Source organism: Paenarthrobacter sp. AMU7 (genome assembly GCF_041200195.1).
Classification (GTDB): Bacteria; Actinomycetota; Actinomycetes; order Actinomycetales; family Micrococcaceae; genus Arthrobacter.
In genome coordinates this window covers 1071758-1097199 of sequence record NZ_CP165735.1, presented here as the reverse complement: position 1 = coordinate 1097199, position 25442 = coordinate 1071758, and the positions used below count along the sequence as shown (strand labels likewise).

Sequence of the window (25442 nt, the reverse complement as noted above, 5' to 3'; positions counted from 1 at the left end):
TTGTTGGTTCCGGCAACCCTTGGTGCGGGTTGTTGTTCGGGAACCACATAGTGGACGCGTGCAGTGTGTTGTGTGGTGTAAGTTGTTGGCCTATTAGTACCGGTCAGCTTCACGAGTCTTTAGTCCTCGCTTCCACATCCGGCCTATCAACCCAGTGGTCTGGCTGGGGGCCTCTCACACATAAATGTGTATGGAAATCTCATCTTGAAGCGAGCTTCCCGCTTAGATGCTTTCAGCGGTTATCCCATCCGAACGTAGCTAATCAGCGATGCACTTGGCAGTACAACTGACACACCAGAGGTTCGTCCGTCCCGGTCCTCTCGTACTAAGGACAGCCCTTCTCAAATTTCCTGCGCGCGCAGCGGATAGGGACCGAACTGTCTCACGACGTTCTAAACCCAGCTCGCGTACCGCTTTAATGGGCGAACAGCCCAACCCTTGGGACCTACTCCAGCCCCAGGATGCGACGAGCCGACATCGAGGTGCCAAACCATGCCGTCGATATGGACTCTTGGGCAAGATCAGCCTGTTATCCCCGAGGTACCTTTTATCCGTTGAGCGACGGCCATTCCACAATGTACCGCCGGATCACTAGTCCCGACTTTCGTCCCTGCTTGAGATGTCTCTCTCACAGTCAAGCTCCCTTGTGCACTTACACTCGACACCTGATTGCCAACCAGGCTGAGGGAACCTTTGGGCGCCTCCGTTACTTTTTAGGAGGCAACCGCCCCAGTTAAACTACCCATCAGGCACTGTCCCTGACCCGGATCACGGGCCGAAGTTAGATGTCCAAAGTGACCAGAGTGGTATTTCAACGATGACTCCACCCGAACTGGCGTCCGGGTTTCAACGTCTCCCACCTATCCTACACAAGCCACTCCGAACACCAATACCAAACTATAGTAAAGGTCTCGGGGTCTTTCCGTCCTGCTGCGCGTAACGAGCATCTTTACTCGTACTGCAATTTCGCCGAGTTTATGGTTGAGACAGCGGGGAAGTCGTTACTCCATTCGTGCAGGTCGGAACTTACCCGACAAGGAATTTCGCTACCTTAGGATGGTTATAGTTACCACCGCCGTTTACTGGGGCTTAAATTCTCAGCTTCGCCACACAAGGTGGCTAACCGGTCCTCTTAACCTTCCAGCACCGGGCAGGAGTCAGTCCGTATACATCGTCTTGCGACTTCGCACGGACCTGTGTTTTTAGTAAACAGTCGCTTCCCCCTGGTCTCTGCGGCCCACACCCGCTCACGGAGAGCAAGTCTCCATCACGGGGCAGGCCCCCCTTCTCCCGAAGTTACGGGGGCATTTTGCCGAGTTCCTTAACCATAATTCTCTCGATCGCCTTGGTATTCTCTACCTGATCACCTGTGTCGGTTTGGGGTACGGGCGGCTAAAACCTCGCGTCGATGCTTTTCTAGGCAGCATAGGATCACCGGATCCCCCCATACGGGAGTCCCATCAGATCTCAGGAACGTGCTCGAAGCACACAGGAACGGATTTGCCTATCCCTGACCCTACATCCTTAGACCGGGGCAACCATCGCCCGGCCCGGCTACCTTCCTGCGTCACACCTGTTAATACGCTTACCTCCCGGGATCAGGTCCCGCGCTCGGCCAAAACCCACAACACCACAAGGGTGAGCGGGCAGGCTCCGGGCGGTTAGTATCCCCCGCTTGGCATGGGCGGTTTTTCGCCGGTACGGGAATATCAACCCGTTGTCCATCGACTACGCCTGTCGGCCTCGCCTTAGGTCCCGACTTACCCAGGGCAGATTAGCTTGACCCTGGAACCCTTGATCATTCGGCGGACGGGTTTCTCACCCGTCTTTCGCTACTCATGCCTGCATTCTCACTCGTGTAGGCTCCACCGCTGGTTTCCACCGCGACTTCACTGCCCACACGACGCTCCCCTACCACTCCACACCCCTGAACCACGAAGGCTAGGGCAATGTGTGAAATCCACAACTTCGGCGGTGTACTTGAGCCCCGCTACATTGTCGGCGCGGAATCACTTGACCAGTGAGCTATTACGCACTCTTTCAAGGATGGCTGCTTCTAAGCCAACCTCCTGGTTGTCTTCGCAACTCCACATCCTTTCCCACTTAGCACACGCTTAGGGGCCTTAGTTGGTGGTCTGGGCTGTTTCCCTCTCGACTATGAAGCTTATCCCCCACAGTCTCACTGCTGCGCTCTCACTTACCGGCATTCGGAGTTTGGCTGACGTCAGTAACCTTGTAGGGCCCATCGGCCATCCAGTAGCTCTACCTCCGGCAAGAAACACGCAACGCTGCACCTAAATGCATTTCGGGGAGAACCAGCTATCACGGAGTTTGATTGGCCTTTCACCCCTACCCACAGCTCATCCCCTCCATTTTCAACTGAAGTGGGTTCGGTCCTCCACGACGTCTTACCGTCGCTTCAACCTGGCCATGGGTAGATCACTCCGCTTCGGGTCTAGATCACGCCACTACACTCGCCCTGTTCAGACTCGCTTTCGCTACGGCTACCCCACACGGGTTAACCTCGCGACGTAACACTAACTCGCAGGCTCATTCTTCAAAAGGCACGCCGTCACAACTACTATGCGATCACTCGCGGTTGCTCCGACGGATTGTAAGCACACGGTTTCAGGTACTGTTTCACTCCCCTCCCGGGGTACTTTTCACCTTTCCCTCACGGTACTGGTCCGCTATCGGTCATTAGGAAGTATTTAGGCTTATCAGGTGGTCCTGACAGATTCGCACGGGATTTCTCGGGCCCCGTGCTACTTGGGATACTCTCCAGGCTGCACACAACATTACGGTTACGGGGCTCCCACCCTCTCTGGCCGGCCTTTCAAGACCGTTCACCTATGCCTGCACATCACCCCAACGGTCCGGCAGAACCATCACGGAAAGTCCCACAACCCCGCCCATGCAACGCCCGCCGGCTATCACACATGGAACGGTTTAGCCTGATCCGCGTTCGCTCGCCACTACTAACGGAATCACTATTGTTTTCTCTTCCTGCGGGTACTGAGATGTTTCACTTCCCCGCGTTCCCCCCACGCACCCTATGTGTTCAGATGCGGGTCACACAATCACCTTGCAGCGTTGTGCGGGGTTTCCCCATTCGGACATCCTGGGATCAACGCTCGGTTATCAACTCCCCCAGGCTTATCGCAGATTCCTACGTCCTTCTTCGGCTCCTAATGCCAAGGCATCCACCGTGTGCCCTTAAAAACTTGACCACACAAAGATCAAAAACTTACTCGAGAGAACCACGACCACAAGGGCCAGGTTCATTCATAAGAAATTGCTGTAGAAACACACACACCAACCCCGAAAGGCCAGCCATGCATGTCTCAGATGCTCGCGTCCACTATGTAGTTCTCAAACAACAACCCCATCAACCAGACCACCACCACCCCACACAGGGACACGCGGCAGAACCGGAAGCAGGAACAAAAGAAACACCAGAACGATGCCCTCTGCATTGCTGCAAAAAGGTCCTGTTGCCTCAGGACCCAACAGTGCGCCAAACACAACCCCCACAAACCATGCACCCCGGCAGCGTTCCCAACAACACCCACCCCCACAAAAAGCAGAGACACATGCTGCCGTACTGGCACCAGGACACAACCGGTAAAGGCCATGCCAAACAAGTTTGATTCGTTGATATTCCACCCATGAGCACCCACCGCAGAACAGACGCCTGCGCAATGGGCAACACTGACAACCACCACGAACTGCATACACAGAACACGGAACAGCTGCTAGCAGCTCCTTAGAAAGGAGGTGATCCAGCCGCACCTTCCGGTACGGCTACCTTGTTACGACTTAGTCCCAATCGCCGGTCCCACCTTCGACGGCTCCCCCCACAAGGGTTAGGCCACCGGCTTCGGGTGTTACCAACTTTCGTGACTTGACGGGCGGTGTGTACAAGGCCCGGGAACGTATTCACCGCAGCGTTGCTGATCTGCGATTACTAGCGACTCCGACTTCATGGGGTCGAGTTGCAGACCCCAATCCGAACTGAGACCGGCTTTTTGGGATTAGCTCCACCTCACAGTATCGCAACCCTTTGTACCGGCCATTGTAGCATGCGTGAAGCCCAAGACATAAGGGGCATGATGATTTGACGTCGTCCCCACCTTCCTCCGAGTTGACCCCGGCAGTCTCCTATGAGTCCCCGCCATAACGCGCTGGCAACATAGAACGAGGGTTGCGCTCGTTGCGGGACTTAACCCAACATCTCACGACACGAGCTGACGACAACCATGCACCACCTGTAAACCGACCGCAAGCGGGGCACCTGTTTCCAGGTATTACCGGTTCATGTCAAGCCTTGGTAAGGTTCTTCGCGTTGCATCGAATTAATCCGCATGCTCCGCCGCTTGTGCGGGCCCCCGTCAATTCCTTTGAGTTTTAGCCTTGCGGCCGTACTCCCCAGGCGGGGCACTTAATGCGTTAGCTACGGCGCGGAAAACGTGGAATGTCCCCCACACCTAGTGCCCAACGTTTACGGCATGGACTACCAGGGTATCTAATCCTGTTCGCTCCCCATGCTTTCGCTCCTCAGCGTCAGTTACAGCCCAGAGACCTGCCTTCGCCATCGGTGTTCCTCCTGATATCTGCGCATTTCACCGCTACACCAGGAATTCCAGTCTCCCCTACTGCACTCTAGTCTGCCCGTACCCACTGCAGAACCGGAGTTGAGCCCCGGTCTTTCACAGCAGACGCGACAAACCGCCTACGAGCTCTTTACGCCCAATAATTCCGGATAACGCTTGCGCCCTACGTATTACCGCGGCTGCTGGCACGTAGTTAGCCGGCGCTTCTTCTGCAGGTACCGTCACTTTCGCTTCTTCCCTACTGAAAGAGGTTTACAACCCGAAGGCCGTCATCCCTCACGCGGCGTCGCTGCATCAGGCTTGCGCCCATTGTGCAATATTCCCCACTGCTGCCTCCCGTAGGAGTCTGGGCCGTGTCTCAGTCCCAGTGTGGCCGGTCACCCTCTCAGGCCGGCTACCCGTCGTCGCCTTGGTAGGCCATTACCCCACCAACAAGCTGATAGGCCGCGAGTCCATCCAAAACCACAAAAGCTTTCCACCACCTGACATGCGTCAGACGGTCATATCCGGTATTAGACCCAGTTTCCCAGGCTTATCCCAGAGTCAAGGGCAGGTTACTCACGTGTTACTCACCCGTTCGCCACTAATCCCCCAGCAAGCTGGGATCATCGTTCGACTTGCATGTGTTAAGCACGCCGCCAGCGTTCATCCTGAGCCAGGATCAAACTCTCCGTTGAAGAAAAACAAATCAAACAGACACAACCACACCCACCGGAAATAACGGCCGGCACGGCTGCACAAAATTCGAAACCAGCTGAAAACCAGACCACCACACACGGGGGTGCGCAATGATCCAGCCATAATTTCAACCAATCAATAAAACAATCGGTATCAACAAACTTGGCACACTATTGAGTTCTCAAACAACAGGTCACAATCCCAGAGCAGTACCACCAGCCTTCGCTGGATCGCTCCGGAGCAACTTTTCAAACTTACACGCTGCCTGCCTCCGGGTCAAATCGGCGAACTTGACTTGATTTTCCTTGCGGTTTCTTGTCAGCTTCACCGTCCTCCACTGGGGAGCAGCGCGGGTACTAACTATACCCCTACTTCCCCGCGATGGCAAAACCCGGCAACGACACGGTCGCTTAGCCTGGCAAAATCCCCGGAAACAAAGGGAAGAGGGCCCGGAATCCTGGATCCGGGCCCTCTCCGCCTGAAGAGCTACTGCCCTACGGGGTGATTACGAACGCCCGGGCTGCCCGGCCGGTGCGAACCAGGAGGCGCCGAGCGGAGGAAGAGTAACGGTCAGCGCGGCGGGCTGGCCATCGGTTCCGGGTGACGAGGCTTTCAGGGAACCTGCATTCACCACTCCGGAACCGCCGTACGTTTCCGAGTCGGTGTTCAGGACTTCGGTCCATTCCCCCGCTGCAGGCACACCCAGGATGTAGTCCTTATGCGGACCGCCGGAGAAGTTCACAGCGCAGACCAACGGTTTGCCATCCTGGTCCCAGCGAATGAAGGACAAGACGTTGTGGTCGGCATCCCCGCCGTTGATCCACTGGAACCCGCCGGCATCGTTGTCCCGCTGGTAAAGGGCGGGCGTCGAGGTGTAGAGCTCGTTGAGATCCTTGATCAGGAGTTGCAGTCCGCGGTGCGCCGGAATGTCCGCGAGGAACCAGTCCAGTCCATACTGCTCGGACCATTCGGCTTCCTGGCCGAACTCGGTGCCCATGAAGATGAGTTGCTTGCCCGGATGCGCCCACTGGTAGGCGAAGAAGGCGCGGAGGTTGGCCAGCTGCTGCCAGCGGTCACCGGGCATCTTCCGGAGCATTGAGCCCTTGCCGTGAACTACTTCGTCGTGGCTGATGGGCAGCAGGAAGTTCTCGGTGAAGGCGTAAACCAGGGAGAACGTAATGGTGCCGTGATGCCACTTGCGGTTGATGGGGTCTTCGGAGATGTACTTGAGCGAGTCATGCATCCAGCCCATGTTCCATTTAAGCCCGAAGCCCAGTCCGCCGTGGTTGGTGGGGGCCGTGACGCCGGGGAAGGCGGTGGATTCCTCGGCGATGATGATGGCCCCGGGATGGGACTTGTAGACGGTGGCGTTGACTTCCTGCATGAAGGAGATGGCTTCGAGGTTCTCGCGGCCGCCGAACTTGTTGGGCTTCCACTGCCCTTCTTCGCGGGAGTAGTCCAGGTAGATCATCGAGGCAACAGCGTCCACCCGGAGGCCATCGATGTGGAATTCTTCCAGCCAGTACAGCGCATTGGACACCAGGAAGTTGCGGACCTCGCTGCGCCCGAAATCGAAGATCAGGGTTCCCCAGTCCGGGTGTTCACCCAACGCGGGGTCGGAGTGCTCGTACAGCGGCTGACCGTCGAACTGCGCCAACGCCCAGGAGTCCTTGGGGAAGTGCGCAGGTACCCAGTCGAGGAGGACGCCGATGCCGGCCTGGTGGAGTGAATCCACCAGGAAACGGAACTCGTCCGGGTGGCCAAAGCGGGAAGTCGGCGCAAAGTAGGACGTCACCTGGTAGCCCCATGAACCACCGAAGGGGTGCTCGGCCACTGGCATGAACTCGACGTGGGAGAACCCGAGCCATTTCACATAGTCCACGAGCTCCTTGGCAAGTTCCTTGTAGCCAAGACCCAATCGCCAGGAGCCCAGGTGAACTTCGTAAACGCTCATGGGCGAGTTATGCGGATCTTTCGCGGCGCGGGCTGTCATCCACTCCGCATCCTTGAAGCGGTAACTGGTGTCCACAACGCGCGACGCCGTCAATGGCGGGACCTCTGTACCGAACGCCAACGGGTCGGCTTTTTCTATCCAGTGGCCGGACTTGGTCAGGATCTCGTATTTGTAGCACGCCCCTGCTACAACCCCCGGAATGAAGAGTTCCCAGACTCCGGAGGAACCCAGGGAACGCATGCCATGCTGACGGCCATCCCAGCCGTTGAAGTCGCCCTTGACGCGAACTGCCTGGGCGTTCGGGGCCCACACTGCGAACGAGACACCGTCCACCTCGCTGAGCGCGGAGCGGTAATGCTGCACGTGGGCGCCGAGCACATCCCAAAGGCGCTCATGGCGGCCTTCACCGATCAAGTGCAGGTCCACTTCACCGACGGTAGGCAGGTAGTGGTACGGGTCATCGATGGTGACGGGTTCGACGTCGTACACCACTTCCAAACGGTAGTCCGGCACGTGGCCGGCCTGCAGCGGTTCCAGGACGGCGGCCCACACGCCATGGGCTTCATGCTCCATGTCGGTCCGGCCGCTTTCGGTCACCACCGCCACGGACTTTGCGAGGTGCTTCACCGTACGGACGGTGACGTGGCCGTGGTCGTCCAAGTGTGCGCCCAGGACCGAGTGCGGCGCGTGATAGGCGCCGGCTGCCACGCGTTCCAAGGTCTCGGAGTCCACGTGCAAGGGAACTCGGGGCCGTTCGGTGCGTGCAGAGCCAGTCATGTCATTACCTTCCGCTGTAGCTGCCGCATGCTTGCCGCGGCTTGTGTTGTCGAGGATTCGTCGTGATGCGTTGACCGGAATCGACAGCCAGTCGGGCCGGTTCCGCAACTCGTACACCACCTCGTATAAGGCCTTGTCCAGCCACAATGCCACAAAGAGCGGCGAGCGGCGGTCTATGGTTCCGGGGGTGACGTCGCTGTAGCCCTCAAGGAACGCTGCAGCGCAGTCATCCACCCACGTTTCAGGCACGTTGGCATGGGAATTTTCGCGCGTAGCAGCACCCGCCGCATAGTCGAAGGAGCGCAGCATGCCCGTGACATCACGCAGGGGAAGATCAGGACTGTTGCGCTCGTCAATGGTCCGCAGGGGCTCGCCTTCGAAGTCGAGTATTGCCCACCGCCCTGGCCGTCGGTCGTCGCCGGACACCGATTCGTCTGCAGGAACCAACAGGATCTGTCCCAGGTGGAGGTCTCCGTGGACGCGCTGCAGTTGCCCCACATCCCGGGGATCCAGTGCGGCCAGCAGCTGGTCGAGGTTGCCGTCATAGGGCCCGACGGCGGATGCCGCCTCAGCCCACGACTGGCGGACGCGCCGGACTACAGCCGCGATGATATTGGGCCCCTGTTCCTGCCCGTCCTGGGTACCGAACGTTTCCGCCAGCCTTGCGTGAACCGTGGCGGTCGCGGCCCCGAGCCCGCGGGCCTCAGCAGTGAAATCCTTACCGGCTGCGGCTGCTTCGACGGCCAACCGCCAGGCGTCCAACCCACCAAGCAGAAATTCATGTGCCACGGTCAGTTCGCCGGTAGCCGGCGCGGATCCGTTCGATGCCGGGCCCTCCCACGAGCCGGTGATCCAGCCGAGCGTCGCAGGAACTTCGGCGGTCCCGGCGGCGGTCAGGGCGGCGCCAAGCTCTACTTCGGGATTCTTTCCAGCCGCCAGCACGCGGAAGATCTTCACGATCGCGGCCGAATCGCCGTCGTCGATGATGACCGACGTGTTGGACTGCTCGCCGGACAGGACCCGTACGGAGGTGGGGTTTTCAGGGAGCGCGACGCGGCCACGGGTGAGGTGTCCCCGTGCACCTCCCACGCTGCCTTCACTTCGCATCAGTTCCAGCCAGGCGGTGACGAAATCGGAATCGTAGACGGCGTCGTACACCAGGCGCAGGCCCGAGTCGTCCGTAAACTCCCCCAACAATGCCGCCGGGGCGTCCACCAGTGGTTGGCTCCGGTAGCTCAACGGAACCTGCACCACGTCAGTCCGGGGACCGCCGTCGGCCGTCCGGTGGGTCACCGCCAGCAGCACCACCTCAAAAGCAGTGTCGCCGTGAGTGCCAGGGAGGCTGACAGCGCCCACCTGCTCCAGCGCAAAGTCGGGGCTCTGGACCGGGAACCAGCGCTTGCCTGGCAGCCAGTGACGGAGAAGTCCTTCAATGGAGGGGTTCAAGTTTGCCTTGCTCATCTCATCCTTTGGAGGTCACCACGGGAATCGCCTGGGTAAAAGGCGACGACGGATTGGAAAAGGCCGAGCGCACCCGCAGCCAGTAGAAGCTGTGGCTGCCCAGCATCACGGTCAGATGACCGTTGTCGCCGACGGCCGGGAATGGCTGGCCGCCGAAAATATCGCGCAGGCCGCGGCCCGCGAATTCGGGGATGTCCAACGTTGCCGACACAGGGTGCTGGGAGAGGTTGAAGACGCACAGAATCGTTTCGGCGTCCTCGCCCTCGGGGTTGCCTGCCGGCAATTCCCGTACATAGGCCAACACCACTTCATGATCGGCTTCGATGTGCCGGAAGCCGCCCAGACCAAACACCGGGTGGTTCTTGCGGACGCTGAGGATCTGGCGGGTCCAGCGCAGCAGCGAACCGGAGTGCGCGGCCTGGGCCTCAACGTTGGCCATGCCGTAGTTGTAAACCAGCGACTGGATGACCGGCAGGTACAGCTTGCCCGGATCTGCTCCGGAGAAACCTGCGTTGCGGTCCGGGTTCCACTGCATCGGCGTGCGGACGGCATCACGGTCATCGAGCCAAATGTTGTCGCCCATCCCGATCTCATCCCCGTAATACAGGAAGGGACTGCCGGGCAGGGAAAGGAGCAGCGCATTGATGAGCTCAATCTCGGACCGGGAGTTGTCCAGCAGCGGCGCGAGCCGGCGGCGGATGCCGATGTTTGCCCTCATCCGGGGATCAGGGGCATACCAGCCCAGCATCGCGGCGCGTTCCTCGGCCGGCACCATCTCCAGGGTGAGCTCATCATGGTTGCGTAGGAAAGTTCCCCACTGGGCGCCCTTGGGAATGTCCGGGGTCTCCCGCAGGGTCTCGATGATGGGTGCGGCCTTCTGGTCACGCAGTGCGTAGTAGAGCCGCGGCATGATGGGGAAGTGGAACGCCATATGGCATTCGGGTGCTTCCTCGGTGCCGAAGTATTCCACCACTTCATGCGGCGGCTGGTTGGCCTCCGCAATGATCACCCTGCCGGGATAGTTCGCGTCCACCATGCGCCGAAGGTCCTGCAGGAAGGTGTGCGTGGCCGGCAGGTTCTCGCAGTTGGTGCCATCTTCCTCAAACAGGTAGGGAATGGCGTCCGCACGGAACCCGTCAATCCCCTGGTCCAACCAGAACCGGATCACGTCATAGAGGGCCTCGATGACTTTGGGGTTCTCAAAGTTCAGATCCGGCTGGTGGCTGAAGAAGCGGTGCCAGAAGAACTGCCGGCGGATGGGATCGAACGTCCAGTTGGATTCCTCGGTGTCAACGAAGATGATCCGGGCGTCCTGGTATTTCTCATCCGTATCGCTCCAGACGTAGAAATCGCCGTAGGGACCCGTGGGGTCCTTGCGCGACTCCTGGAACCACGGGTGCTGGTCCGAGGTGTGGTTCAACGGAAGGTCGATAATGACGCGGACGCCCCTGGCATGTGCCTCGGCAACCAACCGCTTGAAATCGCTGATGGTGCCGAACTCATCCAACACGGACGTGTAGTCCGCAATGTCGTAGCCACCATCCCGCAGCGGCGAATGGAAGAACGGTGGCAACCAGAGGCAATCAACGCCCAGCCATTGGAGGTAGTCCAGTTTCTCGATCAACCCATGGAAATCGCCGGAGCCATCCCCGTTGGCATCCGCAAAGGCCCGCACCAGTACCTCGTAGAAGACTGCCTTGCGGTACCAGTGTGGATCATGCTGGAGACCGGGGGCGTTCAACTCGAAGGTGTTCTTCGGAGTGAAGTACTGGCTGGGGTTCTGCGGAGAAAAACTCACTAAAGCTGCCTCCGGATGCTCAGGATGTGTGCCGGTTCAACATGCGCATCCAGGCGGACGTAGTTGTGCTCGCCCCACTCCCAGCTCTCGCCGCTGATGAGGTCATCCACCCGGAACCGGCCGTCCTCGTTAAGGTCCCGTGGGTCCAGTTGCAGGGCCGCGAGGTCCAGGGAGACCGTGCTTTCGCGGGTGCTGTGCGGATCCACGTTGACCACGATGATCAAGGTGTCCTTGGTGCCATCCGGCAGCGTCTTGTGCTTGGAGTACACGATCGTGGCATCATCCGTGCTGCTGTGCAGTGTCAGGTTCTGCAGGTCGCCCAGCGCCACGTGCTTCTTGCGGATGGTGTTGAGCCTGGTGATGTAGGGCGCCAGCGTGCGTCCGGATTCGGCGGCGCCCTCCCAGTCCCTCGCCTTGAACTCGTACTTTTCGTTGTCGATGTACTCCTCGGCACCCGGACGGGCCACGTGCTCGTAGAGCTCGAACCCTGCGTAGACACCCCAGAGCGGGCTGGCCGTTGCAGCCAGTGCAGCCCGGATGCGGAAGGCTGCCGGACCGCCATACTGCAGGTACTCGGTGAGGATGTCCGGGGTATTCACAAAGAAGTTCGGGCGGAAGTAAGCCGGGCTCACATGGCTGACTTCGTGGAAGTACTCTTCCAGTTCGGTCTTGGTGTTCCGCCACGTGAAGTAGGTGTAGGACTGCTGGAAGCCCGCACGCCCCAAGGCGTGCATCATCGGCGGGCGTGTGAAGGCCTCCGCCAGGAAGACAACCTCGGGGTTCTTCTTGTTGATCTTGCCGATCAGCCATTCCCAGAACCACACAGGCTTGGTGTGCGGGTTGTCCACGCGGAAAATCTTCACGCCGTGGCTGATCCACAACTGCACGATGCGCAGGATTTCCTTGGACAGTCCCGTCGGGTCATTATCAAAGTTCAGGGGATAAATATCCTGGTACTTCTTCGGTGGGTTTTCCGCATAGGCGATGGAACCGTCCACCCGCGTAGTGAACCACTCGGGGTTGGACGTCACCCACGGGTGGTCCGGGGCTGCCTGCAGGGCAAGGTCCAAGGCAACCTCAAGCCCCAGCTCGTTGGCGCGCGCCACAAAGGCGTCGAAGTCGTCAAAGGTGCCCAGTTCAGGGTGGATGGCGTCATGGCCGCCGTCCTTGGAACCGATGGCCCACGGCGAACCCGGGTCCTGTGGTCCCGGCGTCAAGGTGTTGTTGCGACCCTTGCGGTGCTGGAAACCGATCGGGTGGATGGGCGGCAGGTAGATGACATCGAAGCCCATCTCCGCCACGGCGTCGAGCCTCCTGGCTGCCGTACGGAAATTACCGGAGGTCCACACTCCAGTGGAGTGATCCAGGACAGCGCCCTCTGAGCGGGGGAAGAACTCATACCAGGAACCACGACCCGCGAGGTCGCGCTCCACCTGCAGCGGGAAACGTTCGGAAACAGTCACCAGTTCGCGGATCGGAACGCGTCCGACGGCGGCCAGCACCTCAGGGCTGAAACCGGCGCCAAGGCGCTCCTCGGCAGTCTTGGTGGTATCGGCCAGCACGACGGAAGCGGCACGCAAGGTGCGCTTCTCAACAGCGCTGCGTCCGGCGTCGTCGGCTGCTTCCGCGAGGAGGGCAGCGCCCTCGGCGAGCATCAGCTCAACGTCGATGCCTGCGCCCACCTTGACCTCAGCGTTGTGATGCCAAGTGCCGTAACGGTCGTGCCACGCCTCAATAACGAAAGACCAAGCCCCGGTGCCGGTGGGCGTGATCAGGCCCTCCCAGCGGTCCAGGCCTTTCCACTGCTCACCCTCGGCAGGGGTCAGGCGGACACGCTGACGTTCCTTGCCCCGGGGATCGAGCAGCACAGCGGACACGCCGAGCTGGTCATGGCCCTCACGGAAGACTGTGGCGCCGACGACGAGGTCCTCGCCCGGCAAGGCCTTCGCCGGGAAACGGCCACCTTCAACCACTGGCTGCACGGCAGTGATGGGGAACCGGCCGAAGCGCAGTCCCTGGGTGATGTCCGTAGTCGTCTTGGATTTCAGAGCGGTGATGGTTCGCGCGGTTTTCGTCACAACCACGACGTTAGCGACAAAAATCACAGAATGCTAAGCACACGACCTATCTACTCGACGCAAGATGACTTTTACCTAAAAGAAACCCAATCCAGTTCCGACTGCCATGTCCGTCCGTTAGTGTGGCGCTCGTGAAGGCTATTCGAAGGTTTACAGTCCGTACCGTCCTCCCCGAGCCCATCCGGCCCCTGGCCCGATTGGCGACCAATCTGCGCTGGTCCTGGCACCGGCCCACACGGGAACTTTTCGGGAGCCTCAACCCGGCTCTTTGGGAGGCGTCGCAGCACGACCCCATAGCCCTTCTGGGGTCCATCAGCCGCGAACAACTGCAGGACCTCGCCAACAACGGCGACGTGGTGGAGCGGGTTCAGGCAGCTGCCTCCGACCTGGACCGGTACCTCAGCGAACCGCGCTGGTACCAGGGCCTCGGCGAAGACGCTCCCGCCTGCATTGCGTACTTCTCCCCCGAATTCGGCATCACTGAGGTCCTTCCGCAGTACTCCGGCGGCCTCGGCATCCTGGCAGGCGACCATCTTAAAGCCGCCTCGGACCTCGGCGTGCCGCTGATCGGCGTCGGGCTCCTCTACCAGGCCGGCTACTTCAAGCAGTCCCTGTCCCGGGACGCCTGGCAGCAGGAAACCTACCCGGTGCTGGACCCCGACGGCCTGCCGCTCACGCTTCTTCGCCACCCCGGCAAGGACGGTATGCCCGGCAAGCCCGTCCACATTTCCCTTCCGTTGCCCAACGGCCGCGAACTCCACGCGCACGTCTGGCGTGCCGACGTCGGACGCGTTCCGCTGCTGCTGCTGGACTCCAACGTTCCCTCCAACGATGAAGCCGCCCGCGGCATCACCGACCGCCTGTACGGCGGCGGGGGCGACCACCGGCTTCAGCAGGAACTCCTCCTGGGCATGGGTGGCGTCAAGGCCCTCCGCGTCTATCAGGAACTCACCGGCACCCCCGCGCCGGAAGTCTTCCACACCAACGAAGGCCACGCAGGGTTCCTGGGCATCGAACGCATCCAGGAAGCCATGTCCGATCCCACCGTGCCCCTCAGCTGGGACGAGGCCCTCGCGGCCGGACGCGCGTCCACCGTCTTCACTACGCATACGCCCGTCCCTGCCGGCATCGACCGCTTCGAGACCGTCCAGATCAAGCACTTCTTCGAAGCCGGACTGGCACCTGCGGTGCCCACGGACCGCATCCTGGAACTCGGCCGTGAAAACTTCGACGGCGGAAACCCTTCCGTTTTCAACATGGCAGTCATGGGCCTGCGCCTGGCGCAGCGTGCCAACGGCGTGGCAAAGCTGCACGGCGTGGTGTCCCGCGAAATGTTCGCAGGCCTGTGGCCGGGATTCGACCACTCCGAGATCCCCATCACCTCCGTCACCAACGGCGTCCACGTCCCCACTTGGGTGGACCCCCGCATCTCCACCCTGGCCCGGAACCAGTTTGGCGCCGAGGCTGAAGCGTTGGGTCGGTGGGACCTTGCCTACAACGTCAGCGACGAAGACGTCTGGGCACTCCGCCGGGAGCTCCGCGCCCAACTCATCGAAGACGTCCGACGCCGGCTCCGGGCCTCCTGGAAGAAGCGCGGCGCCGCCGACGCCGAGCTCGGCTGGACCGACTCCGTGCTGGACCCGGACGTGCTCACCATCGGCTTTGCCCGTCGCGTGCCCACCTACAAGCGACTTACCCTCATGCTGCGCGACCCCGCACGCTTGAAGGCCCTGTTGCTCGATCCGAAACACCCCATCCAGCTGGTCATCGCCGGCAAGTCGCACCCCGCAGACGACGCCGGCAAGAAGATGATCCAGGACCTGGTGCGCTTCACCGACGATCCCGAAGTCCGGCACAGGATCGTCTTCCTGCCCAACTACGACATCGCCATGGCCCGGACCCTGTTCCCGGGCTGCGACGTGTGGCTCAACAACCCGCTCCGCCCGTTGGAAGCCTGTGGCACCTCCGGCATGAAGGCAGCCATCAACGGCTCACTCAACCTGTCCGTCCTGGACGGCTGGTGGGACGAAATGTACGACGGCGAAAACGGTTGGGCGATTCCCACCGCCAACAACGGCGCCTCAGCGGATGAACGTGACGACATCGAAGCGTCCGCACTGTACGAGCTCCTCGAAAACCAGGTAGCTCCGCGCTTCTACGGCACCACCGTTGCCCAAGGCGCTGGAGCTGCGGGACCGTCCGAGTCCAGCCGCGAGACCGTTCCCACCCACTGGGTGTCCATGATCAAGCACACCTTGGCAAACCTCGGCCCCGCCGTTTCCGCGGAACGTATGCTCCACGACTACGTCAACAACCTCTACTGCCCGGCCGCTGTTTCCGGGCGCAGGGCTGTGGCCGAATCCTTCAAGGAAGCAAAGGAACTCGCCGCATGGACCACCAAGGTCCGGAACGCGTGGCCCCAGGTAATGGTGGAGCACGTTGACTCCGTGGGGGTCTCCGAGGAACCCCAGGTAGGCGACAGCCTCCAGGTCAACGCCTACGTGGCCCTCAACAGCCTCACCCCGGACGACGTGTCCGTCGAGGTAGCTTTTGGGCGGGCCGAGGAGTCCGACGAACTCGAGGACATCGTGGTGGCTGAACTGGACTCCTTGGAAGACCTCGGCGGCGGACGCCACCTCTTCCACGGCTCCCTGGTCATCAACCGCTCAGGGTCCTTCGGCTACACCGTCCGGGTGTTCCCGAAGCACTCGGCGCTGGCTTCCAAAGCTGAGCTGGGGCTGATCGCGAACGCCTAAGCCTTTGAAAGTGTATGGCCCCGCTTTTCCGTTGTTGCTCAACGACGGAAAAGCGGGCGGCCGCTCGGGGAGGGTACTGTTTTGCATCCACGAAGCTGGTTCGGGGGGAAACTCAGGTGGGATTGCTACGCGCGAATTGCAATAGCGGGATCTTGGCGACTGGCGACCCACGCGGGGTATATGGCACTCACAATACCGGTGGTCGCACCCAGAAGGACTCCCACCAGCCATAGCTCCGGGGGCAATACGGGCGGCCAGGCCTGGATCCAGGAGACGCAAAGCGTGGTCACAGTTCCGATGATGCCGCCGAGCGAACCTGCTGTCATTCCAACGATGAAGCCCTCAAGGATGAAGGATCGGCAAATTAGCCATCGACTTGAGCCGATCGCTCGTCGAAGGGCTATCTCTGCCGATCGGTTCTGAACGGTCAGGTACATCGAGGAAGCCGCAGTGATGATCGCCAGGAGCATCAGGACCAGCGATAGCAAAGCGATGAGCGACCCGAGATCATTTGAGACATCCTGCCTGATTGACTGAATATCGGCTGTGACGTCTACTTTTGCCTTCCCCGGGTCGCTCGGCGAGTATGCAAGCGGTGCTACTCGGGCAATCGCAGCCGAGAAGCCCTTTTCGGTTCGAACTTGAACTTTTAGGTCTGATCTTGAGACGGCACGCATGATGCTGGCGTTTACGAATACGGAGTCAGCGTACTCAGGAAAGTTTGGGCCAGGTTCGAAGACACCAACAATCGGCACAAGTTGGTCATCGATCCATATGCTCACCCCTGCCGCCGGCCCGGATTTCTTGCTGTACGGTATGTCGAGCGCAATTGCCGCCTTTGTCGAGACTACTGCGAGTGGACCAGCTAGTGGGTCATCGAGGGCACTTCGGATGTTGTGGGGAATTAGCTCGATTCCGAAGTCATTGAAGTAGTTCTTCGAGGAGGAGTGAAGTGACAATGGCGTTTCGGGTTCCAGGTCGGAGGGCCTAACCCGTGTTATGTGTACGTCTGCCGGAACCGCTGAGTACACATAGGATGCGCCGACTACATGAGGAAGACGGGCAATGCGATCTACCCCGGAGCGAAGCCCATCGAAATCGTCTCGAAGCACGCCAGGTCCGTCTTCGATGGAGATGGACAGCCGATCCTGTGAGGCGATAGCCAGCCGATTGTTTATGGCATTCGACGTCGTCGAACTGATACCCAGGGCACCCGTCATCCCCCCGATGGCAATCGCAAATGCAAGGATGAGAAGCATTGTTCGCAGGGTACGGGCCGAGAGCGCGCTCACTGCATCGCCCCAGTCATCCATGAGGGAACACACGGTGCGAGAGACCCATGACTGCTGACTGGCTGCACCAAACGGCTCGAGGTCGACCGGAACCCTAGGTTGCGGCATTGGTTGGGACTTCGTTTCGACGTCACTCGTGATTCGACCGTCCCGGATCTCAATTCGGCGATCCGCTTGGTTCGCCACGTCCACATCATGGGTGATGACAATGACGGTGACACCTTCGGAGTTGAGTTTCCGAAGGTATTCAATGACCCGTCTGCTGTTGTTTGAATCAAGATTGCCTGTTGGCTCGTCGGCAAGAATGATCCGCGGGTGCGTCGCAATTGCCCGTGCTATTGCAAGTCGTTGCCGTTCGCCGCCTGATAGGAGCTTGGCTTGGACCTTGCGTTTATGCTCCAGACCTACGAACTCCAGCGCGTCCAAGGCAGCCGACGCCCGCTCGTCCATCGGCACGCCTTGGACCCGTAATCCGATAGCAGCATTGCTGATCACACTATCGTCACCGATGACGTTTGAGGACTGGAAAACGAACCCAATCAGGCGTAATCGCATCGTGTCGAGGCTTCGTTCTGAAGCGGCGTCGACGGCTTGCCCACGAATGGCGAGACGTCCGGAGCTTGCTCTGTCCAACAAGCCCAAGACGTTCAAAAGCGTCGATTTCCCTGAGCCTGAAGGGCCCACAATGGACACGAACTCACCGGACTCAATTGCCAGTGAGACGTCAGATAGAGCGGGGGAATCGGCACCTGGATATGTACGCGATACTCTCTCCAGGCTGATCGCCAATGCGTTATCGGAGCCTGTATATTCTGCTCTGCGCGTGAGAGGCCCCGATCGTGAAATCGTCACGATATTTGGACCTCGTCACCTTGGCTGAGATCACCAGAGACTGCGGCGAAACCTCCCCCCGACCGAAGAATCGTGATGGCGACGCGCGTTGCGGGGACCTTTGAGTTTCTTCCGTCGCCCGAGCTTCTGAGAACGTAGGTGCCTTCGGCATCCTGTCGGATACCAGATAACGGCACAGCGAGGGCTTCTGCCGCGCTACCTTGGCCAGCCACCGTGACACTCAAGTTAGGAGTCAATAAGACCAGATCCGCCTTACTCGTAGGCTCAACCGTCACGGGATGTCCCGCACGTTGGCCATTTCCCGCATCAGTGAATGGACCCAGCCCAGTTATCCGTCCTGTCATTTGCTTTTCCGCGACCCTGACAGTGACATCCTGGCCTGCCTTAAGAGACTCAGCCTGCTGGACCTCGGCGATAAACTCCACGAAGTTATCTTCGGCCTGGAACATGGCGAGAGGACTTTCGGGCGTAACTTTCTGCCCTATGTTCAGCGCGGAGACAACGGTCGCGCTGGCGACGGGAAGGGCTATCAGTTGCCTGTACGGGATCGAGAGCGCGGGGGTTTTAGCGTCGACTGGTGCCGTGGTTTTTGGTGTAGCTCCCGGTTCGACTTGTTGACTTTGCTCGGTAGGCATTCTCCCGCTGCTCAAGGCGAAACCCTCGCTGGCAAAGAAAGAGGATGCAGCATCCATGGTTGCGCTGTCCATGTGACCAGATTCGGAGGAAGAGTACCCCAACTGCAGAAGTGCCCGTTGCAGCGCCAAAACGTCATCTCCCGCATCTCCTCGGGAAAGATTGCGATACAAAGGGAGCGGACCAGGCAGGACGAAATAGGGCTTGCCTGAAACCACACCTGCAAGGTCGCCCCACTTCAACGTGTCCCCCGCCTGAAGCGTCTGGCGCACGACAATCGGTTCCTGACCCTCTAAGTCAATGTGGATAGGCACCGCCGGTCCGGCCTTAACAACTCCTGAGTAGGTAAGACGGTCGTCGACGACACGGTTTTCAACCATGGCATAGACAGGAATCTCAGCCATGGAGTCCTCTGGCCGGATGATCTCTGATTGATCAAAGACGATTCCAGCGAGCAACCCCACCCCCGCGGACATAACTGCGGTGACTGCCAACAGGACGATTAGCCACCGTCGCGAGAGTCGACTCAATCCGACAGCTTCCGCAGCTCTCTGCCGGGAATGTTCATCGATCACTGCGTCTCTTTCAGTAACTTCTCAGCGGCATCTACATAGTTCTGGCTCTTCTTCTTGAGCTCGGTAAGAACTGCCTCATTCTGCTTGATAAGCGGCAGCTGGTAGCTTGCCTGAATATCACCGAGCGTTTGGGTGAGTCGGACTTCCTGGTTGCATTCGGCCTCAATCGTGGCGATTCGGACGCCCTCGGCTGTGTCCGACTTCGACGGGTTTTGCTGATCTGTCCTCGCCTGCAGGTCAAAGGACTGCTGGCTCGACCACTTGGCGTTGGCGGCGTCCCGCCCGGGTGTCAGGCCAGCCGCTGAGATGCATTTGTCCCAGTCGCCCTTGGCATTCTTCCAAGCGTCAGTTTCTGATGCCATACCGAGACTTTTCACAGCGATCTCCGCTGCAGCACCACCATTCATCAGGTCATCAGGTGGAGTGACTTCATCGATCTTGCTCTTTTCACTGGCAAGACACTTGTACCTGGCATCCCCCCACGTACCTGCCTCGTCGTGCTTCTTGTTCGATTGAGCGTCTTCTCCAATAAGCCGAAAGCCGTGCTGTCTCACGCGATCAACGTTCCACACGCCGAAGTTCCGGTTCTCTGCCTTCGGATAAGCAGCATTCGGATCATCGATGAAGCCAAATTTCTTCATGCACGTGGTCATGATGACTTCCCTCGCCAGGAGAATCTGAGAGCGATCACGGGCCGAAATCCTATACGCGTCCACTGGGAATACGATCAGAGAGTTCTCGTAATCCAGATTCACTTTTCCCGATGAGTCCGGCGTGATTGAACTGTCCACACCCTCCGAACACGACGAAATAGCCAACGCTACGCCTATGGCAAGCGAGGCCACAAAATACCTTTTCCAGCATGCCCGTCGCTTAAGAGTTGTCCTCGACACCATCCCGCATCCAATCTCGTTTCTTACGCCTCGACTTAGTAGTAGCCGAGCCTCTTCACAGACAGGAACTTTGACCTGCCGATTCTTTGATCAGCAGGTCAAAGCGTGGTGCTATTCACATTTCGTTATGCGAACGGCCGTGTAGGTTTAGCCCCTGTGGAAGCTGCTGATGTTGTCATTCCACGTACCCAGGAAGGGTACATACCAACCCATGGCGCTATAGTCGTTAGCGCTGCCAAAGCCGGCACCGCCATAGTTTATGTCCTGCCACCAAGTGACGTAGTAGCCGAAGTTCTTTACCGAACTTGCCTTGTTATCAAACGACCCCATCCAGGTCGAGTTGTCGGCTCCGTATGTAGCACCGCCGTAGTTATTGTCTGCATAGAAAATACTGGCATTCGCCGACTGACTGGCGGCAAAGAGCACCGAGGTAGATAGTGTGCGATGACAGCAGCCATCCGTGCAAGCTTCTTCATATCGTGATCCTCATTTCAGCTGGTGCGGAATGAGGTCAGCAATTAATCCTGCGCGTTTCCCAATACGCATTGACGTAGACCCTAAAGGCCCCTCAAAATGTATCGCTCGACACATTTAACGTCAAACTATGGTAATAACCGGAGAAAGCACAGAAATGTTTAAATTCTTGCGTCACGATTGGGTGGCACGCACCACTTAAGCGTCTCGGCGGGCATCACGAACGCACGGGAGTCAATGCTGAGCCACATCCCAGCTCTCCGTCAGAGCACGCAAGCCGCTGTTTGTGCAGTGGCCAGCAACCTTGGCGCGACTAATTCTCGAAAACGGCGATGACTGCGAGGTCGCGGCCGGCGTAGCGCTCTGCGTCTTGGAGGACTTCGCAGACTACCCCGAAGGATCGGTCTGTGCGGTAGGCGGCCGGGACCTGCCAGATCATGGTGACGGGGCCGCCGTCGTCCTCTGAGAGGGCATCGGCGTAGTCGTGCAGGGAGTCGTTCAGGGCGTCCAGGTTCACGCCGTAGTACTCAGGGAAGTCCAGGACCTGGGCGAAGACTTCCAGGACCGCCTGCTTGGTGGTTGCCGGGGGGACCATCACGGTCCTGCGGCCGGCGTCGGAAATCTGTTCCTGCAGTTCTTCCAGGGTCCAGGTGTCTGCGGAATATATCTTCATGGGCTCCTACTTGCCTTCGACGATGAACTTGAACGACTTGTAATGGTCCGGGGTGTAGTACTTGGCTGAGTCCTTGCCCACGACGATTCTGCGGGCGCCCCGGTCCGATTCTCCTGGCGTGGTCACCGTGTATTCCTTGTAGAAGCCGCTGGTCTTCTTGGGCAGGAGGCCTTCAAAGTTACCGAAGCTGACACCGTCACGGTCGTACGGATAAGGGCCGCCCTTGGCGATCAGCGCCAGCGTTTGACGGGCTTCCTTGGGCAACTGGGAGGCATTGATGGCGGGCAGCGTTGAGGGGTTTGCCACCGCTGCGGCCGACGTCGACACGGAGCCAGGTTCCGGCGTCGTGCTTGGCGCTGTGGGTGTGGCCGTGAGCGAGCCACCGCCCACCATGGCGACCACCAACACGACGACGGCGATCACCAACCCCGCGAACGCCACCAGTTTGCTGCGGCTGCGGTTCATGCGAAGAGCTCCTGAAGGGTGAGTGCCTACGTGCGGTAGATGTTGATGGTGTTGGCTTGCAGGATATCCCGCTCGCCTGAGGCCACCAACGCGCCCTTCCGCCGTTCATGCAGCACCGACGTTGTGAAGCGGAGCTCAAACATGCGCTTGCCGATGCCCGTTTCACTCAGGATCTCCGGCAGCACCATCTTCACATCGTGGTTGCTTCCGTTCACTACGATCAAGCCACGGATTTCGCTGTCCTCGTGCCCCATCAGGAGCTGGACGGAGCGCACATTGGGATCGTTCCAACGTGCGGGAGTCATTCGCTGACCTTTGTCGTCGAACCATTGCAGGCTGGAATTGTTCGCGTTGCCGGGGAAACTCTCAGGCTGGTGGCGCAGGAACCAGCGGCGGAGCCGGACAAGCTCACGCGTAGTCCGGAACATGGCGTTGGCTTCCTGGGTGCGGCTCCAATCCAGCCATGCCGTGGGGTTGTCCTGGCAGTAGGCGTTGTTGTTGCCCTGCTGGGTCCGGCCGATTTCGTCGCCTGCCGTGATCATGGGGACGCCGAAGGACAACAGCAGGGTTGCCATCAGGTTGCGGACGGACAGGGCGCGGGCGGCCACAATAGCCTCGTTCTCGCTCCGGCCCTCAACACCGTGGTTGTAGCTGCGGTTATCGCCGTGGCCGTCGCGGTTCTGCTCACCGTTGGCCTCGTTGTGCTTCCGGTCGTAGCTCACCAGGTCCTTCAACGTGAAGCCGTCGTGGGCCGTGATGAAGTTGACCGATGCAAGCCGCGTGCGTCCGGAAGATGCGAAGAGGTTCGCGGAACCGGCCATGAGTTCAGCCAACGATGCCACGGAACCGCCCTGGCCGCCTGCTTCGATGGCGGCACGGTCGGACAGCCAGAAGCTGCGGACGCCGTCACGGAAATGGTCGTTCCAATCCGACCAACCGTGGGGGAAACGGCCTGTTTGCCAGCCGCCGTAACCGACGTCCCACGGCTCGGCAATGAGCTTGACCTCGGACAGTACCGGGTCCTCCGCGATGGCCTGCAGGAAGGGATGCTGGGGGTCGAAGGTGTTGCCCGCGTCCCGGCACAAGGTCACGGCAAGGTCAAAGCGGAAGCCGTCCACGTGGAAGTCGTTCACCCAATACCGCAGGGAATCCAGGGCCAGGTCCACCACCACGGGATCGCTGAAGTCCAAGGTGTTTCCACAGCCGGTGGTGTCCAGGTAGCGCCCATGGGCATCGTGCCGGTAGTAGCGCTTCTCTGCCAGTCCACGGAAGCTCAGGGCCGGTCCATCCGGACCAGCTTCGGCGGTGTGGTTGTACACCACGTCCAGGATGACCTCGATGCCCGCCGCATGCAGCAACTTGATCATGCCCTTGAGCTCGTCCTGTACCGCGTGGGGACCGGCCTTGCGCGCCGCCTCTGTGGCATAGTCCGAATGCGGTGCAAAGAAGGCGGCCGTGTTGTAGCCCCAGTAGTTGGTCATGCCCAGGTCCTGGAGGTGGGACTCATCCAGGTGGAAGTGGATGGGCAGGAGCTGGACGGCCGTGATGCCGAGCTCGGTAAGGTGCTGGATCATCACCGGATGTGCCATCCCGGCGTAGGTACCTCTTAGGTGTTCCGGTATCTCCGGGTGCAGCATCGTCTGTCCACGGACATGCGCTTCGTAGATGACGGAGGTTCGCAAAGGAATGCGGGGCGGACGGTCCTCGCCCCAGTCAAAACCTGTTTCCACGTGCACACTGGTGAGGAACTCGCCCCGCTGGTCCACAGCGCGTCCGTAGGGGTCAAGCAACAGGCGATGATCGCCGTCGTCGTCCAGGTCCACAGCCGGCAGGGACAAGGGGAAGCCGCGCTCGGACGGGGCCTCGCGGAAACCGTAACGGGTGCCCGGAGGCATCCCGCTGACCAGCCCGAAGTGCACTCCATCCTCAAGGTTGGGAAGGATGTGGGCGCGCCACGGCTCTCCGGGAGCCTGGAAGGCGATCTCCACCTGTTTCAGGTCGGGCGCGAAAACTGCCACGTTCACCTGGTGGTCCTGCGTCATTTCGGCATCGTCAAGGCCGGGCTGGGGCGTGCTCAGTCCGAGGGGCCGTGGCCGCGAGGCGTCGACGGCGGCTGCTGTGTCAAAAATAGGCATAACCATTGCTTGCAAGTTTAGTTCCACGCCAAGTATGTGCCGCGCCGGCCGCGCATGTGACGACGTTCCACGTCGCGATTTGATTACTTGCCTGCTGATGGCCGGATTACTTGGGCCGCTCACGTGCTGGAACGCTGTTCCGACGCCACCTGCGCGGCGGGGAGACGACGCGAATAAGTCGCATGGACCAGCTGTTGTCCCACCCCCTTGGCATACTGGGACGGAGACAACAGGAGGTTCTATCGTGCGCGTGGCACTCGCCCAAGTCATCACCGGCCGGGATCTGGCCGACAATCTGCGGCTCCTGGAGGAGTACGCCCGCCTGGCGAAAGGCGGCGGCGCCGAACTTGTGGTCTTTCCCGAGGCCATGATGCGCGCGTTCGGGAATTCTCTGCTGGATGTCGCTGAACCCCTGGATGGGCCGTGGGCCGGGCGGGTGCGCGCCCTCGCCGACGAACTGCAGATAGTGATCGTGGCCGGCATGTTCACCCCCGGCACTCCTTCGGATTCAGGAGCGCGTCGCGTGCGGAACACGCTGCTGGCCACCGGGCCTGGCGTCGAGGCTAGCTACGACAAGATCCATCTCTTTGACGCGTTCGGCTTCGCCGAGTCGGACACCGTTGAGGCAGGTACAGACCCCGTAACGTTCGACGCCGGCGGCCTCACCTTTGGTTTAGCCACCTGCTACGACATCCGGTTCCCTGCCTTGTTCACGGCCAACGCTGATCGTGGCGCGGTGGTGAACATCGTCTCGGCGTCCTGGGGAGCCGGGCCGGGCAAAGCCGAGCAGTGGCAACTTCTTGCCCGCGCCCGCGCCGTGGACACCACCACGTTCGTGCTCGCGTGCGGCCAAGGAGATCCCGCCACGCAGGGCGTTGAGCCCAAAGGTGCCGCGCCCACGGGGGTGGGGTACTCCGCCGTCGTATCCCCGTTCGGCCAGGTCCTGGAATCCCTCGACGGCGAACCCGGCCTGATCTTCTACGACCTGGATCCCGCCGTGGTGCAGGAAGCCCGCCAAAAACTCCCGGTGCTGGCCAACCGCCGCGACTTCTGACTCCCCCACCGATCCTCTCTCACATCCCTAGCCCTTCAAACCAACGCTCTCTCACATCCCTAGCCCTTCCGGCCGATCCTCTCTCACATCCCTAGGGCTCGGAGTGAAGGAAAGCACGCTGGGGTACTGGGACCAGCACCGACAGTAAGTGGCCCGAAGAGTTCAGAGCGTTCGACTCAAGCCCGAGGGACGTGAGAGAGCGTGCCGCTCAAGCCCGAGGGACGTGAGAGAGGGTTGTAGCCGCCTACGGCACTCCAGGCACACAAAAGGCGCCGCAGGGG

The 25442-nt window shown here is 60.1% G+C and carries 12 protein-coding genes and 2 rRNA genes; 2 read left to right on the top strand and 12 right to left on the bottom strand.

Annotation, left to right across the window (positions count from 1 at the left end):
• Window positions 1-72 precede the first annotated feature (72 nt).
• The 5 genes from ABQM86_RS05140 to ABQM86_RS05120 form a co-directional block, all read right to left on the bottom strand.
• A 23S ribosomal RNA gene (locus ABQM86_RS05140) occupies window positions 73-3230 on the bottom strand.
• A 540-nt stretch (window positions 3231-3770) separates the two neighbouring features.
• Window positions 3771-5290 (bottom strand): 16S ribosomal RNA (locus ABQM86_RS05135).
• The 16S and 23S rRNA genes sit together here, the layout of an rRNA operon.
• A gap of 506 nt (window positions 5291-5796) precedes the next feature.
• On the bottom strand, window positions 5797-9483 hold the full coding sequence (locus ABQM86_RS05130; protein WP_369746071.1) for a 1,4-alpha-glucan branching enzyme: 3687 nt from the start codon (window positions 9481-9483) through the stop codon (window positions 5797-5799).
• A gap of 1 nt (window position 9484) precedes the next feature.
• Entirely contained in the window at window positions 9485-11281 is a 1797-nt protein-coding gene (treS, locus tag ABQM86_RS05125) for a maltose alpha-D-glucosyltransferase (RefSeq protein ID WP_207596393.1), read from the bottom strand.
• Window positions 11281-13365, bottom strand: coding sequence for an alpha-1,4-glucan--maltose-1-phosphate maltosyltransferase (locus tag ABQM86_RS05120; protein ID WP_278251956.1), 2085 nt, complete (start codon window positions 13363-13365; stop codon window positions 11281-11283). The genes treS and ABQM86_RS05120 overlap by 1 nt, the downstream gene beginning before the upstream one ends.
• Before the next feature lie 125 nt (window positions 13366-13490).
• On the opposite strand from ABQM86_RS05120, the gene glgP reads away from it, so the two are divergent.
• Window positions 13491-16115 carry an alpha-glucan family phosphorylase gene (glgP, locus tag ABQM86_RS05115; protein WP_369746070.1) on the top strand — a complete coding sequence of 875 codons (2625 nt, stop codon included), beginning with the start codon at window positions 13491-13493 and terminating at the stop codon, window positions 16113-16115.
• Window positions 16116-16240: 125 nt separating this feature from the next.
• On the opposite strand, the gene ABQM86_RS05110 is transcribed toward glgP, so the two are convergent.
• From ABQM86_RS05110 to glgX, 7 genes are all read right to left on the bottom strand, one after another.
• The gene (locus ABQM86_RS05110) at window positions 16241-18196 is read right to left on the bottom strand and encodes an ATP-binding cassette domain-containing protein (RefSeq protein WP_369746069.1); all 1956 of its coding nucleotides are present in this window, start codon (window positions 18194-18196) and stop codon (window positions 16241-16243) included.
• Window positions 18197-18255: 59 nt separating this feature from the next.
• Entirely contained in the window at window positions 18256-19296 is a 1041-nt protein-coding gene (locus ABQM86_RS05105) for a hypothetical protein (protein ID WP_369746068.1), read from the bottom strand.
• A 167-nt stretch (window positions 19297-19463) separates the two neighbouring features.
• The gene (locus tag ABQM86_RS05100) at window positions 19464-20312 is read right to left on the bottom strand and encodes a hypothetical protein (protein WP_207596382.1); all 849 of its coding nucleotides are present in this window, start codon (window positions 20310-20312) and stop codon (window positions 19464-19466) included.
• A 195-nt stretch (window positions 20313-20507) separates the two neighbouring features.
• Window positions 20508-20786: a hypothetical protein gene (locus ABQM86_RS05095; protein WP_369746067.1), complete on the bottom strand. Its 279-nt coding sequence runs from the start codon at window positions 20784-20786 to the stop codon at window positions 20508-20510.
• Between the two features lie 361 nt (window positions 20787-21147).
• Complete coding sequence (locus ABQM86_RS05090; RefSeq protein ID WP_207596380.1) at window positions 21148-21507, bottom strand: barstar family protein; 360 nt, start codon at window positions 21505-21507, stop codon at window positions 21148-21150.
• A gap of 6 nt (window positions 21508-21513) precedes the next feature.
• Entirely contained in the window at window positions 21514-21972 is a 459-nt protein-coding gene (locus tag ABQM86_RS05085; RefSeq protein WP_337340378.1) for a ribonuclease domain-containing protein, read from the bottom strand.
• A 26-nt stretch (window positions 21973-21998) separates the two neighbouring features.
• On the bottom strand, window positions 21999-24113 hold the full coding sequence (glgX, locus tag ABQM86_RS05080) for a glycogen debranching protein GlgX (protein WP_369746066.1): 2115 nt from the start codon (window positions 24111-24113) through the stop codon (window positions 21999-22001).
• A gap of 238 nt (window positions 24114-24351) precedes the next feature.
• Here glgX and ABQM86_RS05075 point away from each other — a divergent pair, with 238 nt between their 5' ends.
• Window positions 24352-25161, top strand: coding sequence for a carbon-nitrogen hydrolase family protein (locus tag ABQM86_RS05075; protein WP_280626921.1), 810 nt, complete (start codon window positions 24352-24354; stop codon window positions 25159-25161).
• Window positions 25162-25442 lie beyond the last annotated feature (281 nt).

What these genes read in the sequence shown, in the direction of transcription:
- ABQM86_RS05105 (WP_369746068.1), bottom strand. Translation starts at nt 19,296, where the DNA reads ATGGCTGAGATTCCTGTCTATGCCATGGTTGAAAACCGTGTCGTCGAC.
- ABQM86_RS05090 (WP_207596380.1), bottom strand. Translation starts at nt 21,507, where the DNA reads ATGAAGATATATTCCGCAGACACCTGGACCCTGGAAGAACTGCAGGAA.
- ABQM86_RS05085 (WP_337340378.1), bottom strand. Translation starts at nt 21,972, where the DNA reads ATGAACCGCAGCCGCAGCAAACTGGTGGCGTTCGCGGGGTTGGTGATC.
- ABQM86_RS05130 (WP_369746071.1), bottom strand. Translation starts at nt 9,483, where the DNA reads ATGAGCAAGGCAAACTTGAACCCCTCCATTGAAGGACTTCTCCGTCAC.
- glgX (WP_369746066.1), bottom strand. Translation starts at nt 24,113, where the DNA reads ATGGTTATGCCTATTTTTGACACAGCAGCCGCCGTCGACGCCTCGCGG.